Source organism: Streptosporangium sp. NPDC051023 (assembly GCF_040689595.1).
In the GTDB taxonomy this organism is placed as follows: domain Bacteria; phylum Actinomycetota; class Actinomycetes; order Streptosporangiales; family Streptosporangiaceae; genus Streptosporangium.
Genome location: NZ_JBFBCE010000017.1, coordinates 122,940 through 138,462, shown reverse-complemented (window position 1 = coordinate 138,462; position 15,523 = coordinate 122,940). Strand labels below are relative to the sequence as shown.

General features: G+C 69.4%; 12 protein-coding genes and 1 riboswitch. Of the genes, 4 read left to right on the top strand and 8 right to left on the bottom strand.

Annotation, left to right across the window (positions count from 1 at the left end; genetic code table 11):
• Positions 1-683: 683 nt before the first annotated feature.
• Entirely contained in the window at positions 684-1,868 is a 1,185-nt protein-coding gene (glgA, locus tag AB0395_RS14190; protein WP_366280591.1) for a glycogen synthase, read from the bottom strand.
• Positions 1,869-1,893: 25 nt separating this feature from the next.
• On the opposite strand from glgA, the gene glgC reads away from it, so the two are divergent.
• Positions 1,894-3,144, top strand: a complete 1,251-nt coding sequence (glgC, locus tag AB0395_RS14185) for a glucose-1-phosphate adenylyltransferase (protein ID WP_366280589.1) — start codon at positions 1,894-1,896, stop codon at positions 3,142-3,144.
• 173 nt (positions 3,145-3,317) lie between these two features.
• Here the strand turns inward: glgC and AB0395_RS14180 are convergent, their stop codons facing one another.
• A complete protein-coding gene (locus tag AB0395_RS14180) occupies positions 3,318-3,698 on the bottom strand; it encodes a hypothetical protein (RefSeq protein ID WP_366280587.1) in 381 nt (126 codons plus the stop codon).
• A 298-nt stretch (positions 3,699-3,996) separates the two neighbouring features.
• Here AB0395_RS14180 and AB0395_RS14175 point away from each other — a divergent pair, with 298 nt between their 5' ends.
• Positions 3,997-4,707, top strand: coding sequence for a TetR/AcrR family transcriptional regulator (locus AB0395_RS14175; RefSeq protein ID WP_366280585.1), 711 nt, complete (start codon positions 3,997-3,999; stop codon positions 4,705-4,707).
• Between the two features lie 10 nt (positions 4,708-4,717).
• Complete coding sequence (locus AB0395_RS14170; RefSeq protein ID WP_366280583.1) at positions 4,718-5,092, top strand: VOC family protein; 375 nt, start codon at positions 4,718-4,720, stop codon at positions 5,090-5,092.
• A 45-nt stretch (positions 5,093-5,137) separates the two neighbouring features.
• Here AB0395_RS14170 and AB0395_RS14165 read toward each other — a convergent pair whose 3' ends face one another.
• A complete protein-coding gene (locus AB0395_RS14165; protein ID WP_366280582.1) occupies positions 5,138-5,893 on the bottom strand; it encodes an enoyl-CoA hydratase-related protein in 756 nt (251 codons plus the stop codon).
• Between the two features lie 66 nt (positions 5,894-5,959).
• Here AB0395_RS14165 and AB0395_RS14160 point away from each other — a divergent pair, with 66 nt between their 5' ends.
• Positions 5,960-7,579: a pentapeptide repeat-containing protein gene (locus AB0395_RS14160; RefSeq protein WP_366280580.1), complete on the top strand. Its 1,620-nt coding sequence runs from the start codon at positions 5,960-5,962 to the stop codon at positions 7,577-7,579.
• Between the two features lie 8 nt (positions 7,580-7,587).
• Here AB0395_RS14160 and AB0395_RS14155 read toward each other — a convergent pair whose 3' ends face one another.
• The 5 genes from AB0395_RS14155 to glmS form a co-directional block, all read right to left on the bottom strand.
• Positions 7,588-8,607, bottom strand: coding sequence for a mechanosensitive ion channel domain-containing protein (locus tag AB0395_RS14155; RefSeq protein ID WP_366280578.1), 1,020 nt, complete (start codon positions 8,605-8,607; stop codon positions 7,588-7,590).
• Between the two features lie 61 nt (positions 8,608-8,668).
• Positions 8,669-9,664 (bottom strand): ribonucleotide-diphosphate reductase subunit beta, encoded by a 996-nt coding sequence (locus AB0395_RS14150; protein WP_366280576.1) that lies wholly within the window; start codon positions 9,662-9,664, stop codon positions 8,669-8,671.
• 113 nt (positions 9,665-9,777) lie between these two features.
• Complete coding sequence (locus AB0395_RS14145) at positions 9,778-11,997, bottom strand: ribonucleoside-diphosphate reductase subunit alpha (protein WP_366280575.1); 2,220 nt, start codon at positions 11,995-11,997, stop codon at positions 9,778-9,780.
• Between the two features lie 193 nt (positions 11,998-12,190).
• Positions 12,191-12,390, bottom strand: a riboswitch (cobalamin riboswitch).
• A gap of 4 nt (positions 12,391-12,394) precedes the next feature.
• Positions 12,395-13,417 carry a tripartite tricarboxylate transporter substrate-binding protein gene (locus AB0395_RS14140; RefSeq protein ID WP_366280573.1) on the bottom strand — a complete coding sequence of 341 codons (1,023 nt, stop codon included), beginning with the start codon at positions 13,415-13,417 and terminating at the stop codon, positions 12,395-12,397.
• Between the two features lie 282 nt (positions 13,418-13,699).
• The gene (glmS, locus tag AB0395_RS14135) at positions 13,700-15,520 is read right to left on the bottom strand and encodes a glutamine--fructose-6-phosphate transaminase (isomerizing) (RefSeq protein ID WP_366280571.1); all 1,821 of its coding nucleotides are present in this window, start codon (positions 15,518-15,520) and stop codon (positions 13,700-13,702) included.
• Positions 15,521-15,523: the final 3 nt, after the last annotated feature.

The following is a 15,523-nucleotide window of genomic DNA, read 5'->3' as shown; positions in this document are numbered from 1 at the left end:
CTATGATCGCGGCCTTCAGCAGGGTCTTACGGCTGATGCCCCTGGTCTCATTCTCATCGTCGACGTCTTCGACGGGGTAGTTCTCATCGTCCACAGCGGTCTCCTTGCTCTGGGGGATAGACCTGACCGAGGACCTGGCGGGGCACCCGAGCGGCGCGGCGGGGTCGGGGCCGAGGAGTGGCGTCCGGGACGCCTGAGGCGTTGCCGCAGGCCGCCAGCTCGGATCGGACAGGCTGAGCTGGCCCAAAGCTGACACAGGCCCGGCTTCGTTCGCACCCAACAGATCTCCATAGTCTCACCGAATGGACGCCGGTCGCACTCCCGGAAAACGGAGGGCAAAAGAGGCTCCAGGACTCCCCCTCGCCCCTCTCAGCAGCCTGTATCCGCCTGATCAGGCGGACCTGATGGGCCGGACCTCATGGGCCGCGCCAACGGACCGGGGAGGGCGAACGGCCGTCACTTCTGTGGCGACACGTAGGTTTCCGGGCAAAGGTACGGATGTGCCAACGGATTTTTCGGCAGCGAGATCAGTACCTGCTGTCTGGTGGGGCTTGGTCAGGCGGGGAGGGGCCGGCGGCGGGCAGGACAGGACCCGCCGGCCGATCTTCGCCAGTCTCACCGGCTCCCGCAGCCATCCCCTGCCGGCGTCCTCCCCGCCCTGAACGAGCGGGCGACGCGGCTGGTCAGGAGCGGCCGACAGAGCGGTACAGGTCCATCGTCCGCTCGGCGATCCTGGCCCAGGAGAAGTGCTCGACGGCCCTGGTCCGCCCGGCGACGCCCATCTCGGCGGCCAGCACGGGGTCGGCCAGCAGCCGGTTGACCCGTTCGGCCAGATCGGCGGCGAACCGTTCCGGATCGTCGGGAGTGCCGTCGGCCGCGGACTGCGCGATCGGGACCAGCAGGCCGGTCGAGCCGTCGGCGACCACCTCGGGGATGCCGCCGGTCGCGGTGGCGACGACGGCGGTCTCGCAGGCCATGGCCTCCAGGTTGACGATGCCCATCGGCTCGTAGATCGAGGGACAGACGAACACCGTGGCGTGGGTGAGGATCTGGATCACCTCGGGGCGCGGGAGCATCTCCGAGATCCAGACGACGCCCTCCCGTTCCCGTTCGAGGCCCCGCACCAGCCCGGTGACCTCCGCGGCGATCTCCGGGGTGTCGGGCGCGCCCGCGCAGAGCACGAGCTGGGCGCCGGGGTCGAAGGCCCTGGCCGCGTGGAGCAGGTGGACCAGGCCCTTCTGCCGGGTGATCCGGCCGACGAACACGACGTACGGCCTGCCCGGGTCGATCCCGTGCCTGGCCAGGACGCCGGTGTCCCGATCCGGGGCGTACTCGCCGGTGTCGATCCCGTTGTGGATGACGGAGACCTTCTCCTCCGGTATCTCCGGATAACAGGCGAGCACGTCACGGCGCATCCCCTCGGAGACGGCGATGATCGCGTCGGCGGACGCCAGCGCGCCGCGCTCGGCCCACGACGACAGCGTGTAACCACCGCCCAGCTGCTCCGCCTTCCACGGGCGCAGTGGCTCCAGGCTGTGGGTCGTGACCACGTGCGGCGTGCCGTACAGCATCTTGGCGACGTGACCGGCGAAGTTGGCGTACCACGTGTGGCTGTGCACCAGATCCGCGCCCTCGCAGCCCGCCGCCATCTCCAGATCGACGCCGAGCACCTGGAGCGCGGCGTTGGCCGCCTCAAGGCCGCCGGGAACCCGGTAGGCCGCCACCCCCTCCTGGGGACGCGGCGGTCCGAAACAGCGGACCCGAACGTCCGCAAGCCGGCGCAGCTCCCGGGCGAGGTACTCGACATGGACCCCCGCCCCGCCGTACACCTCTGGTGGATACTCACGACTCAGCAGATCAACACGCATACGATCACCCTAGTGTTTCATCCCTGTGCGTCAGGTTAAGGTCCTGGTTATGAGAGTCCTCGCGATCGTGCTCGCCGGTGGTGAAGGCAAGCGGCTGATGCCACTGACGGCTGACCGGGCCAAGCCCGCAGTACCTTTCGGGGGGATATACCGGCTCGTCGACTTCGTGCTGTCGAACCTGGCGAACGGTCACTACCTGCAGATCGTCGTGCTGACGCAGTACAAGAGCCACAGCCTCGACCGGCACATCTCCCAGACCTGGCGCCTTTCGTCCATGCTGGGCAACTACGTCACTCCCGTCCCCGCACAGCAACGGCTCGGGCCGCACTGGTTCTCCGGTTCCGCCGACGCGCTGTTCCAGAACCTGAACCTGATCTACGACGAGATGCCCGAGCACGTCATCGTGTTCGGGGCCGACCACATCTACCGGATGGATCCCCGGCAGATGGTGGCGCAGCACGTCGACTCCGGCACCGACGTGACGGTCGCCGCGATCAGGCAGCCGATATCACTGGCCGACCAGTTCGGCGTGATCGAGACGGACCCGGCGGGGCGGCGGATCGTCGCGTTCCGCGAGAAGCCCAAGGACGCCGTCGGGCTGGCCGACGCGCCCGACCAGGTGTACGCGTCGATGGGCAACTACGTCTTCAGGACGCAGGCGATGCTCGACGCGTTGCGGGAGGACGCGCTCGACCCCACCAGCAAGCACGACCTGGGGGGAAACATCATCCCGATGATGGTGAAGTCGGGCACCGCCGAGGTCTACGACTTCGCCGACAACGTCGTGCCCGGATCGACCGAGCGGGACAGGGGCTACTGGCGGGACGTCGGGACCCTCGACGCCTACTACGAGGCCCACATGGACCTCATCTCGGCGCACCCGGTCTTCAACCTCTACAACAGCCAGTGGCCGATCTACACCGGTCACGACCCGCTGCCCCCGGCCAAGTTCGTGCACAACGACGGTGACCGGGTCGGCCGGGCCGTCGACTCGCTCGTCTCCGCCGGTGTGATCGTCTCCGGCGGCCTGGCGGAGCGCTCGATCCTCTCTCCCGGCGTGGTGCTGCACTCCCACTCCAGGGTCGAGGACTCGGTGCTGATGGGCAACGTGAAGGTCGGCCGGGGGGCCGTCGTCCGCCGGGCCATCGTCGACAAGAACGTGGTCATCCCGGACGGCGCCCGGATCGGCTTCGACCTCGAGTACGACCGCAGCCGCTTCGCGGTGACCCGGAACGGCATCGTGGTCATCGGCAAGAACGAGATCGTCGAGCGCTAGGAAATCGGCCCCGCCCACCGCGCGGTCTTCCGGCGAGGCCGTGCTCTTCCGGTGAGGCCGTGCCCACGGCCTCACCGGTGCCGGTGCTCCTGGGCGCCGGTACGGCTCGCGGTGACGCGGACCGTACCGGGCCGACGCCGACGCCGATACCGACGAGCGGCCCCGGGAACGCCCTAGTTCTCCGAGGCCCTCTCCGAGAGCTTGTCGAGGATGGCCTGGAACATGACGGCATTGGACTTGGCCATGTCGTCCATCCGCCGCTCCAGCCGCTCGAACCGCCGGTCGATCGCGGCGAACCGCTTCTCGACGCCCTCGAACCGCTCGCGCATCTCGTCACGGAGCAGATCGACCTTGGCGTCGATCTGCTCGGTCCGCTGCTCGACCTGCTTGAGCTGGCCCGCCATCTGGTCGACCCGGTCGGTCAGCACGTCGAGCTGCGCGTAAACGGGCGTCAGCGCCTCGTACGCGCGCGCGGAGGCCTGCTGTCCGCATCTGGCGCTGAGCACCATGAAATCTTCCTCCAAGCGGGTTACCCGCTCCTCCGTGGTGAACATGGGGGGTCGTCCTCCGGACGTCGAAATTCAGCGTAACCGAGGCACGCCGGCGAGGACGGGAACTCGGGGCGCGGGTCCTCACAGGGACATAGCTTGGCCTCTCGCGGGGCGTCGCGTGATGTTCTCTCCGAAGTGGGGACGGAGAATCTTCTTCGGTGTCCGATAGCACCCACAAGCAGGATGAGCTGGGCAAACATCGCTTTCCTCACGGCCATCGCCCCCAGGGCCCGGTTGGCCGCCGCCGTGGCCAACCGAAAACCGATTGACGGAGTGAATACTCACTCCGCACTATGAAGCCATGAATCTCAAACCTCCCCGGCGGCGCGCGCCGGGAATGAACATCGAGCAACGGCGACAGATGATCGTCCTGGCCGCCCTCCCGCTCGTCGCCGAGCACGGCACCGCCGTCACCACCGCGCAGATCGCCAGAGCCGCCGGCATCGGCGAGGCCACGATCTTCCGAGCGTTCACCGACAAGGACGAACTGCTCGACGCCTGCGTGGTCGAGGCGCTCCGCCCCGACCACGTGCTGGAACAGCTCGCCGCCGTCCCCCTCGACCAGCCGCTGATCGCCCGGCTGACCGAGGCGGCCGACGTCATGCGGGCGCACATGGAGCGGATCGGCACCGTCCTGGGTGCCCTGCACGGGTCGGGACACCGCTCCCACGAGCGCCCCGCTCCCGGACCCAGACCTGGCACGCCGCAGCCCCCCGGGCCCGCCAGGGACAATCGGCCCCAGGACCCGCAGGACGGGCCTTCCTCCCCCGCGGACGGTGCGCCCGCCCAGGAGGACTCCCCCGCCTCCGGTCGCGCCGCCTCGTTCAGGCAGACCCGCGAGGCGCTGGCCGAGCTGTTCGAGCCGGAGAGCGACTCCCTGCGCCTGTCCCCCGAGCGTCTGGCGACGCTCTTCCTCAACCTGATGTTCTCAAGTGCCCGCCGTCCGGCGGGTGACCCCGAGCTGAGCACCGCCGAAATCGTGGACGTGTTCGTCCACGGTGTCCTGAAATGAGAGGCCCGTCATGACCATCACGCTGAACCACACCATTGTCCCCGCCACCGACAACGGAAGGGCCGCCCGGTTCTTCGCCGACATCATGGGCCTGGAGTGCCTGCCGCCTGCGGGCGCCCGCGGTCACTTCATCCCGGTGCGGGTCAACGACTCCCTCACTCTCGACTACATGACCGTCGACGATCCCCAGGGTCTCCACCTGGCATTCGACGTGGACCCGGCGACCTTCGACCGGATCCTCGCCCGCCTGCGGGAGTACGCCGTGCCGTACGGCAACGGCCCCACGACCCCGGACAACGGCCGCATCGACCACCCGCTCTGCCCTCGCGGGCTGTTCTTCGTCGACGAGAACCACAACCTCTACGAGGTCATGTCCCCGGCGTGACCCACCCAGGCGTCCCCGAGAGGCGGACACCGGCGCTGGGAGGAGTCACCAGGTCCACGGGAAACGCGCGGGCCGTCTCTCGAGAAAAGCGGCGACGCCCTCGGCGCTCTCCTCGCGTGACTCCTTCTGCCACTGGCGGAAGCGCGCCTCGTCGGCGTGGCCGTCGATGACCTCCTTCGTCGCGGCCAAGGTGAGCTGGGAACGTTCGGTGAAGGTGCGTGCCAGGCCGTACACGCGCTCCGGCAGCGCCTGCGGCGCGTGGACCTCGTCGACCAGGCCGGTGCGCAGCGCGGTGGCGGCGTCGACGAGGTCGGCCGAGTAGAGCAGGAGTTTGGCGGTCGAGGGGCCGACGATGTCGACGAGGCGGCGGGTCGAGCTCAAGGGATAAACGACGCCGAGCTTGGCGGGGGTGACGCCGAAGCGGGCGCCCTCCGCGGCGAGACGGAGGTCGCAGGCGAGGGCGAGCTGGCAGCCGCCGCCAACGCAGAATCCCTCGATCATCGCGATCGTCGGCTTGGGGAACTCCGCGAGCGCCCGTTCCGCGACGACGGTCAGGCCCGTGTCGTCCCCCGCCTCGGACAGTCCGGCAATCTCGGAGATGTCCGCCCCCGAGCAGAAGGTGCCGCCCGCGCCCGTGAGGACGAGGACCCGCACGGCGGGATCGGCGGCCAGCGACGCGACGAGTTCGGGCAGTGTCCGCCACATGGCCACGCTCATCGCGTTGCGCTTGGCGGGGCGGTCGATCCGCAACGTGGCGACATGGTCGTCGACCGACAGCTCGAAACCATCGAAGATCTGCACGGGATAGATTCTCCTTGGACGTTCCTCTCGCCGAATCAGCGCATCCCCCAAAAGATGAGAGGCCGAATGTTCAGCACCATTCGCCCACGCCGCACCACGGACTCAGAAGGGAGGCCTCCAGCGCGGCCCTTCCAGCGGCTGAGCCCCGCGGAACGACGGGTCTGGGACGCCTACCCCTCAGGCGCCTGGGTCGATCTGCGGTCCGGGGACGGCGACGCCGACGACCCGGTGAACGGGGCCGGGTGGGGGCCGGAACGGACGGTCAGGGCGGAGGTCGTGGCGGCGCTGCTGCTCGGCGCGCGGGAGGCGGAGCCTGGCAAGACCGCCGGGCTGCGGCTGGCGGGCGCCCATGTGACGGGCGTGCTGGACGTGTCCGACGCCACGCTGACCGGCAAGCTGCACATGCTCAACTGCTACCTCCCCGGGGGCGTCTCCCTCACCGACGCGACCACCGCGGGCGTGCGTTTCCGAGGGTGCGAGATAGAGCGGGTCAGGGCGGCCAGGTGCACGGTGAACGGCCTGCTCGAATTCGACGGCTCCACCGTCCACAGCGGGATCCGGCTGGACAATGCCCAGGTCAAAGGACAGTTCCGGCTTGCCGGAGCACGGCTGAACGCTCCCGCGGAACCGTCAAGGGCGTCGGAGAGCGTGCTGCAAGATGTGCGCAGAACCCTCTCCGAGGCGGAGATGCGGGACCGGGGGCTCGGCCAGAGCCACTGGGCGCTGTGGGCGGGCGGCCTGAGCGTCGAGGGCGGGGCGTTCATGCGGGACATGCGGGTCAGCGGCGGCCTGCGAATCATCGGCGCGAAGTTCCACGGTGGCCTCTACCTGCAGAGGTCGGTCATCGTCGGGACGGGCCCCTATGCCGTGCAGGCGGACTTCATGGAATCCGGGGCGGCGGAGTTCAGCGCCGGGTTCCATGCGAAGGGCACGGTCAGGATGCGCAACTCGCACGTCAACGGCATCCTGTCCTTCGACGGGGCGACGCTGGAGGCCCCTGGCCGGGCGCTCCATCTGAGCCACGCCCAGATGGACGAGCTGATCCTGCGGCCCGCCTCCATCGAAGGGGAGGTCAACCTCGCCTACTCCCGCATCGGCCTCCTGTTCGACAGCCCCGCGGACTACCCGGACGGGGTCCATCTCAACGGACTGGTCTACGAGGCGCTGCGCGGTTCCGACTGGACGGTCGCCGACCGTCTCTTATGGGTGGCCAAAGACCCGTACGGCTACCGCCCTCAGCCATACGAGCAGCTGGCCGCGTGGTTTCGCAGGATCGGCCACGAGCAGGACGCCAGGCGGGTGCTGCTGGCCAAGCAGCGCCAGCGCCGCCACACGCTCAAGCCGACCGGCAGGATCTGGGGCAGGCTGCTCGACCTCGTTGTGGGGTACGGCTACCGTCCCTGGCTGGCCGGCCTGTGGGTCGCGGTGCTGCTGACCGCGGGCACCGCGGTCTTCAGCGTCGTGCCTCCGACGCAGATCGACCCGGACGAGGTCAGGGTCTTCCAGCCGTTCGTCTACACACTGGATCTGCTCGCTCCGGTGAGCGTCTTCGAGCAGCGGGGGGCGTGGGAGCCGGTCGGCTGGACCCAGTGGCTGGCCTGGGCCCTGGTCGCCTCCGGCTGGATCCTGGCGACCGCCCTGATCGCGGGCGCCGCCAGGGTGCTGCGCCCCGGCCCCTCCTCCTAGCCGTCGCGTCAGGTGGTGTCCACCCTGAGCCTGGGCAGCGACTCGGGATACTTCTCCCTGACGAACTTCACCAGGTGCTCGCGCATGTCGCACTTGAGGTCGAAGGCACTGGGGGAGTCGGCGGCGCTCATCAGCGCGCGCAGCTCGAGCAGGCCGTTCGGGAGGGTGTCGGTGACCTGGAGGGTCCAGTCCTTCTGGTCCCACAGCGGGTGCTCGCGCAGGACCCGGTAAAGCTCGGTGCGCAGCTCGTCGACCGGGATGGTCCAGTCGATCCGGAACATCACCGCGCCGATCACCCGGCTGGTGTGCCTGGTCCAGTTCTCGAACGGATTGGTGGTGAAGTAGGAGACCGGGAGGACCAGCCTGCGCTCGTCCCACAGGCGCAGCACCACGTAGGTGAGGCTCAGCTCCTCGATCCGGCCCCACTCCCCCTGCACGACCACGACGTCGTCCAGCCTGAGCGCGTCGCTGAAGACCAGCTGCAGCCCGGCCAGCAGGTTGCCCAGCATCGACTGGGCGGCGATGCCGACGACGACGCCCGCGATGCCCGCCGAGGCGAGCAGCCCGGCGCCGAGCGCGCGCACCTCCGGGAAGGTGAACAGCATGGCGCCGAGCGCCAGCATGATGATCACCGCGGAGGCGACCCTGCGGACCAGGGTGATCTGGGTTCGGATCCGCCTGGCCCGGCGGTTGCGTTCGCCCTCGACGGTGACCAACCGGTCGAGGACCACGTCGGTGACCGCGTACGCGGCCTGGATCACCAGCCAGGTGACACAGGCGATCATGAACAGGCTGATCGTCCGCTCGATCGCGTCGTCGACCGATCCCTCGGCCATGCCCGGCTGGTAGACCACGTTGGCGGCCGCCACGACCGCCAACGCGAACGCGGGCCAGGTGCAGCGGCGCACAAGCGGAGCGGCGAGAACCCACTTCTCGCCGATCAACCTCCAGCGCAACGCCCGCCGCACCATCTCCACGCAGGCGGCGGCGGCCAGCATCGAGGCGAGCAAGATGATCCATCTGGACACTGACGGCTTCTCTCCCTGGTCGTCGGTTTCCGGACTGGATGCCCCCGTGCTCGCCGCCTATTCAGAAGGACTCGTCGAAAGAGACGTTTCCCTCGACGGCTATCTGATAGGCCGAAACCCTCCGTTCGAAGAAGTTGGCCAGTTCCTGGACGTCCTGCAGTTCCATGAACGCGAACGGGTTGGCGGTGCCGTATCGGACGGGCAGCTGAAGGCGGACCAGCCGCTGGTCGGCCACATACTCAAGGTACTGCCTCATCTGCCCGACGCTCATCCCGGACAGGCCGTCGCCGCACAGGTCCGCCGCGAACGCGAGCTCCGCCTCGACCGCCTCCTCGATCATCTGGGTGACCTGGGCGCCAAGCTTGTCGTCGAAGAGCTCGGGCTCCTCCGCCCGCACGGTGTCCACCACGCCGAAGGCGAACTCCATGTGCATGGACTCGTCGCGGAACACCCAGTTGGTCCCGGTGGCCAGGCCGCCGAGCAGGCCCCGCGAGCGGAACCAGTAGACGTAGGCGAAGGCGCCGTAGAAGAACAGGCCCTCGATGCACGCGGCGAAGCAGATCAGGTTGAGCAGGAACGCCCGCCGGTCCTCCTGCGACTCGAGCCGGGTGAGCCCGCCGAGTGAGTCGATCCACCGGAAGCAGAACTCGGCCTTGTCCCTGATCGAGGGGATGTGCTCGACCGCGGCGAAGGCCTTGACCCGCTCCTCGTGGTCGGGCAGGTAGGTGTCCAGCAGGGTGAGGTAGAACTGGACGTGCACGGCCTCCTCGAACAGCTGCCTGCTGAGGTAGAGACGCGCCTCGGGGGCGTTGACATGCTGGTAGAGGTTGAGCACCAGATTGTTGGCCACGATCGAGTCGCCGGTCGCGAAGAACGCGACGAGGCGGTTGATCAGGTGGCGCTCCCCGGGGGTCATCCTGGCCAGGTCCGCCAGATCGGAGTTGAGGTCCACCTCCTCGACGGTCCAGGTGTTGCGGATGGCGGCCCGGTAGCGTTCGTAGAAGTCCGGGTAGCGCATGGGCCGCAAGGTGAGGTCCATGCCGGGGTCGAGCAGCATCGGGGAAAACCTTTCGCTGAGCGGCGCCTTCGGGCGCGGCGAGGTCCGTCCACCGGCCCGGCGAGCGGGCACCGGTGGACGGGAACCAGTGGGTGGGAACCGGTCGGCCGCGTCTACTGGCAGGCGTCGCAGTACTCGGGGTTCTCCAGCGAGCAGGCGACGGCCTCCTGCTCGGGGACAGCCTGCTCGGGGACGGCCTGCACGGTGGTCTGCGCGATCCGGGTGGCCGGGCGGGAGCGCAGGTAGTAGGTGGTCTTGAGGCCCGACTTCCACGCGTAGGCGTACATCGAGGAGAGCTTGCCGATGGTCGGGGTCGCCATGAAGAGGTTGAGCGACTGCGACTGGTCGATGTACGGCGTGCGCGCCGCGGCCAGGTCGATCAGCGCCTTCTGCGGCAGCTCCCACGCGGTCCGGTAGAGCGCCTTCAGGTCGTCGGGGACGCCTGGAACGTCCTGGACCGAGCCGTCCGCCCGCTTGATCGCGTCACGGATCTGCGAGGTCCACAGGCCCCGGGCCGAGAGGTCACGGACCAGGTAGCGGTTGACCTGTAGGAACTCCCCCGAGAGCGTCTCGCGCTTGAAGACGTTCGACACCTGGGGCTCGATGCACTCGTAACAGCCCGCGATGGAGGCGATGGTGGCCGTCGGGGCGATCGCGATCATCAGCGAGTTGCGCAGGCCGGTCTCGGCGATCCGCTCCCTGAGCGCCGTCCACTCGGCGGAGCGCGCGGCCCCGTAGTGGTCGGGGTGCAGCACGCCGCCCGCGGCGCGGGTCTCCTCGTAGGAAAGATGACGTCCCCGCTCGGCCGCCAGGTCGGAGGAGGTGGCGTAAGCGGCGAGCGCGATCTCCTCGGAGATCCGGGTGGACAACTCCAGCGCCCGTGGCGAGTCGAACGGCAGCCGCAGCGCGAAGAAAACGTCCGCCATGCCCATTACGCCCAGCCCGATGGGCCGCCATCGCTCGTTGGCCGCGCGGGCCTCGGGGGTCGGGTAGAAGCCCAGGTCGATGGTTCTGTCCAGGAAGCGCACCGCGGTGCGGACGGTCCGGCGCAACCGTGCCCAGTCGACCTCTTGGCCGTCCTCCCCCGAGCCGAGGTGGGCGGCCAGGTTGATCGAGCCGAGGTTGCAGACGGCGGTCTCCGCGTCGCTGGTGACCTCCAGGATCTCGGTGCAGAGGTTCGACAGGTGGATGACGTTCTCCGGGCGGGCCGTCTGGTTGGAGGTCCGGTTCGCGGCGTCCTTGAAGGTCATCCAGCCGTTTCCGGTCTGGGCGAGCGTGCGCATCATGCGGCCGTACAGGGCGCGGGCCTGGATCCGCTTGACGAACCGGCCCTCGGCCTCCGCCGCCCGGTAGGCCTCGTCGAACGCGGCGCCGTACAGGTCGGTGAGGTGCGGGACCTCCTTGGGGTCGAACAGCGACCACGTCTCGTCGGCCTCGACGCGGCGCATGAACTCGTCGGGGATCCAGTTGGCCAGGTTCAGGTTGTGCGTACGGCGAGCCTCCTCGCCGGTGTTGTCACGAAGCTCGAGGAACTCCTCGATGTCGGCGTGCCAGGGCTCCAGGTAGACGCAGGCGGCGCCCTTGCGGCGACCTCCCTGGTTGACCGCGGCGACGCTGGAGTCCAGCGTGCGCAGCCACGGCACGATGCCGTTGGAGTGGCCGTTCGTGCCGCGGATCAGCGAGCCCCTCGATCGGACCCGGGTCCACGCGATGCCGATGCCCCCCGCGTACTTGGAAAGGCGGGCCACCTGGCCGTAGCGCTCGTAGATGGCCTCGAGCTCGTCCCTGGGCGAGTCGAGCAGGAAGCAGGACGACAGCTGGGGCCTGCGCGACCCCGAGTTGAACAGGGTGGGCGAGCTGGGCAGATAGGACAGGGTGGTCATGAGCGCGTACAGCTCGGCGGCCTCCTCGACCGTCTCCGACAGGCCACAGGCCACGCGCAGGAAGAAGTGCTGCGGGCGCTCCAGGACCTTACGGGTCCGCGGGTGGCGCAGCAGGTAACGGTCGTAGACGGTGCGCAGCCCGAAGTACTCGAACCGGTCGTCGGCGTCCGGCGCGACCAGTGCGTCGAGCGCGGCGGCGTTGGCGGCGACGAAGTCGGCCAGCCGGTCCTGGAGGAGCCCGGCCCCGTGGGTCGCGGCGATCGACTCGGAGAAGGTCCCGACCCCGTGCTCCGCCGCCTCGTCGGCGATCAGCTCGGCCAGCAGCCGGGCGGCGACCCTGGAGTTCTCCGGATCGGTGATCACCCGGGCGGCCGCCTCCTCGATGGCCAGCCTGCGGTCCGCCCGCTCGTGCCCGGTCTCCTCAGCGGCGTCGACCAAGGTCTGTGTCACGTCCACCCCTCGCGCTCATAAATCCCCGTACGGCTCCCGCCGGAGGGCGCGCGTCCGCGGACGGTTTCCGGGCACGCCGGACCGCCTCGCTCCGCGGACCCTCCCTCGAGGCCCTGGACAGTCTCCGTGGTCGAGCGCGCCTCGCCTCGCACGCCCGAGGTCGCTCGACGCGTCCCCGGAGCCGGGCTCGGCCCCTCTCCCACACGTCACCGGCAGGTCTTCGGACTCACGGGCGTCCATCACACGCCTACCGACCGCCGCTTCCCAGGCATGGCTCACCCAGTGCTCATGACGGTTTTCGTTCCCGTTCACCGCTGCGGGGCAGTCCCGGACTCACACCGGGTTCCCTCTTGCCTCGCCCTCTCGGGGCGAACCAGCAACGAGGAGGATCCTACATCTAGTGCCGTCTGACGCAACCACCCCAACAACTTGTGTCGAAGGAGCTCAGTAGTCCCAGTTCGCCGAGCACTCCCCGGGCGCGGCGGGTCTCGGTGACGAGCCACTGACGAAAGTCGTCCCCGCTCAGGCAGGCCCGGTTCCAGCCGTTGGCGGCGCACACGGCCTGCCATCGGGGCGAGGCGTCGATCCGGCCACACAGGGCGGCGACCTCGTCCCGGTCCTGAGGGCTCATGCCGCGGGGACCGAACACGCCGCACCAGTCGGCGTACTTGACGCGGACCTCTCGCTCCATCAGCGTCGGCGCGTCGATGCCGTCGATCCGCTCACCGGAGGAGACCGCGAGCGGCAGCAGGCGGCCCACGGCGATCTCCGGCAGGAGGGAGCCGGCCGACCCGAGGAGCGCGGCCACGCGGCCCTCGCCGAGCGCTTCGACGGCCTCGGCGTCGGTGGGGTAGCCCGCGTAGTCCAGCAGCCTGACATCCACCCCGAGGCATTTGCCGATCATGCCGTAGAGCACGTGGTCGGAGCCGCCGTCCACCCCGCCGCCGACCGTTAGCTCCGCCGGATTGCGGCGGAGCACCGCGGCGAAGTCCTCAAAGGTCCGCAACAGGGAGTTGGGGGCGACCACCAGGACCGCCCAATCACCGGCCAGCCTGGCCAGCGGGGTGGTTGCCGCCAGCACGGAGGCGACGTCCGCGGTCTCGGCGCCCGCCAGCATCGGCACGCCGGTCAGGAGCACCGTGCCCCCGCGGGTGAACGGGCCTCCGGCGGCGCCGAACGCGGTCAGCGTGGCCGTGTCGACGCCGCCGGGGCGGTTGCTCACCTCGGCCGCCCCCACCAGTCCGTCCTCGGTCAGGATCGTGGCCAGCGCGCGGGCGGCCTGGTCCCATCCCCGCCCGCGGGCGGCGGGCGCGACGATGGTCAGCCGACCGGCGGGCGCGGCGCCGGAACCGTTCGCCCCGCCACAGCCGCCGGCGACCATGACCCCCAGAGCGAGCGCGAAGAACCGCCTACGGCGCATAAGCGTCCCCTGCCTCTTTGCGACGCCTGACGGCGTCGCGGGCTTGGGCGCTTTCTGGCCGGTGTCTTCCCTCGTCGTTCGGTCGCCGCGCTCCCTCTCTCCTCAGTCCAGACACCGGCGCGCCCAAGCCACAACCGGTCCCACCACCGCATTGGGCTGCTACCTGACCGGCGATCACTGGCCGATCCAGGAAACACCCCCAGACCCCTCAATACCCCACGTTACAGATATGTCACTTTCTGCAATATATTCAGGGCGTCATGCGGCAGGGACGCACCGCGTTCACTCCACGGTGACGCTCTTGGCGAGGTTGCGGGGCTTGTCCACGTCACGCTCAAGCGCGACGGCGGCGTGGTAGGCGAAGATCTGCAGCGGGATCGACAGCAGGATCGGGTCGAGCTCGATCTCGTTCCTGGGCACGACCAGGCAGTCGTCGGCCAGCCTGGGGTCTGCCTCGCGATGCCCGACCATGAGCACCCGCCCGCCGCGCGCGCGGATCTCACCCAGTGTGGTGAGGTTCTTGTCCAGCAACTCGTCGTCGGGAACGATCGCCACGGTCGGCATCTCGGGACCGATCAGCGCGAGCGGCCCGTGCTTGAGCTCGCTGGCCGGATAGGCCTCCGCATGCACGTAGGAGATCTCCTTGAGCTTCTGCGCGCCCTCCCTGGCCACCGGATATCCCCTGACCCGGCCGACGAACATCATGCTCGGCGAGCCGGCGTACTTGTGGGCGAGCTCCTTGATCTGCGGCTCGAGGGCGAGGATCTCCTTGATCTGCCCGGGCAGGGCGCGAAGCCCCTCACAGATGCGGCGGCCGTCCGCGGGAGACAGGTCACGCACCCGGCCGAGGTGGAGCGCCAGCAGCGCGAAGGCGACCGCGGTCGAGGTGAACGCCTTCGTGCTCGCCACGGAGACCTCGGGACCGGCATGCAGGTAGAGACCGCCGTCGACCTCGCGGGCGATGGCGCTGCCGACGGTGTTGACGATGCCGAGAACCCTGCCGCCCTTGCGCTTGAGCTCCTGGACGGCGGCGAGGGTGTCGTAGGTCTCCCCCGACTGGCTGATCGCCACGTAGAGGGTGTCCGGCTCGACGACCGGGCTGCGGTAGCGGAACTCACTGGCCGGCTCGGCATCCGCCGGGATGCGCGCCAGCTCCTCGATGAGCTGGGCGCCGATCTGGCCGGAGTAGTAGGCGGAGCCACAGCCGATGATCTTGACCCGTCGGAAGGAGCGGGTCTCCCTCGCGTCCATGTTGAGGCCGCCCAGGTGAGCGATGTGAAAGCGGTCGTCGAGGCGTCCGCGTAGCGTCCTGGCCACGGTCTCCGGCTGCTCGGAGATCTCCTTGAGCAGGTAGTGCTCGTAGCCGCCGGTGTCGTAGTGCCCGGCCTCCCAGTCGACGGTCAGCGGCTCCTTGGCCGTCTCCCGCGCATCGCTGGCGAAGGTGGTGAAGCCGTCGGTCTTCAGCACCGCGAGCTCGCCGTCCTCCAGATGCACCACCTGGCGGGTGTAGCGCACCAGCGCGGCCACGTCCGAGGCGGCGAACATCTCCTTCTCGCCGATGCCCAGCACAATCGGGCTGCCGTTGCGCGCCACGACCACCTCGCCGGGACGCTGGGCGTCGATCACCGCGATGCCGTAGGTGCCGACGACCCGCTTGAGCGCGCCGCGGACCGCCTCCGCCAGCGAGTCGGCGTCCTCGACGGTGCGGGCGATCAGGTGGGACAGCACCTCGCTGTCGGTCTCCGAGACGAAGACCGCGCCGTCGGCCTCCAGCTTGGCGCGCAGTTCGTCGGCATTCTCGATGATGCCGTTGTGCACGACGGCGATGCGCTCGTCGGCCGACAGGTGCGGGTGGGCGTTGACATCGCTGGGCGCGCCGTGGGTCGCCCAGCGGGTGTGCCCGATGCCCAGGGTGCCCCTGAAACGCGCGGGCACGACCGCCGCCAGGTCCGCGACCCTGCCCTTGACCTTGCGCATCTTCAGCCCCCTGTTGGAGACCACCACGCCGGCCGAGTCGTAGCCGCGGTACTCAAGGCGCTGCAGGCCCTCCAGCAGGATGGGGGCCGCGTCCTTCGGCCCCACGTAGGCCACGATTCCGCACATCTG

Coding starts and splice junctions, on each gene's coding strand:
- glgA (WP_366280591.1), bottom strand. CDS start 1,868: ATGCGTGTTGATCTGCTGAGTCGTGAGTATCCACCAGAGGTGTACGGC.
- AB0395_RS14180 (WP_366280587.1), bottom strand. CDS start 3,698: ATGTTCACCACGGAGGAGCGGGTAACCCGCTTGGAGGAAGATTTCATG.
- AB0395_RS14175 (WP_366280585.1), top strand. CDS start 3,997: ATGAATCTCAAACCTCCCCGGCGGCGCGCGCCGGGAATGAACATCGAG.
- AB0395_RS14170 (WP_366280583.1), top strand. CDS start 4,718: ATGACCATCACGCTGAACCACACCATTGTCCCCGCCACCGACAACGGA.
- AB0395_RS14160 (WP_366280580.1), top strand. CDS start 5,960: ATGTTCAGCACCATTCGCCCACGCCGCACCACGGACTCAGAAGGGAGG.
- AB0395_RS14150 (WP_366280576.1), bottom strand. CDS start 9,664: ATGCTGCTCGACCCCGGCATGGACCTCACCTTGCGGCCCATGCGCTAC.
- AB0395_RS14140 (WP_366280573.1), bottom strand. CDS start 13,417: ATGCGCCGTAGGCGGTTCTTCGCGCTCGCTCTGGGGGTCATGGTCGCC.
- glmS (WP_366280571.1), bottom strand. CDS start 15,520: ATGTGCGGAATCGTGGCCTACGTGGGGCCGAAGGACGCGGCCCCCATC.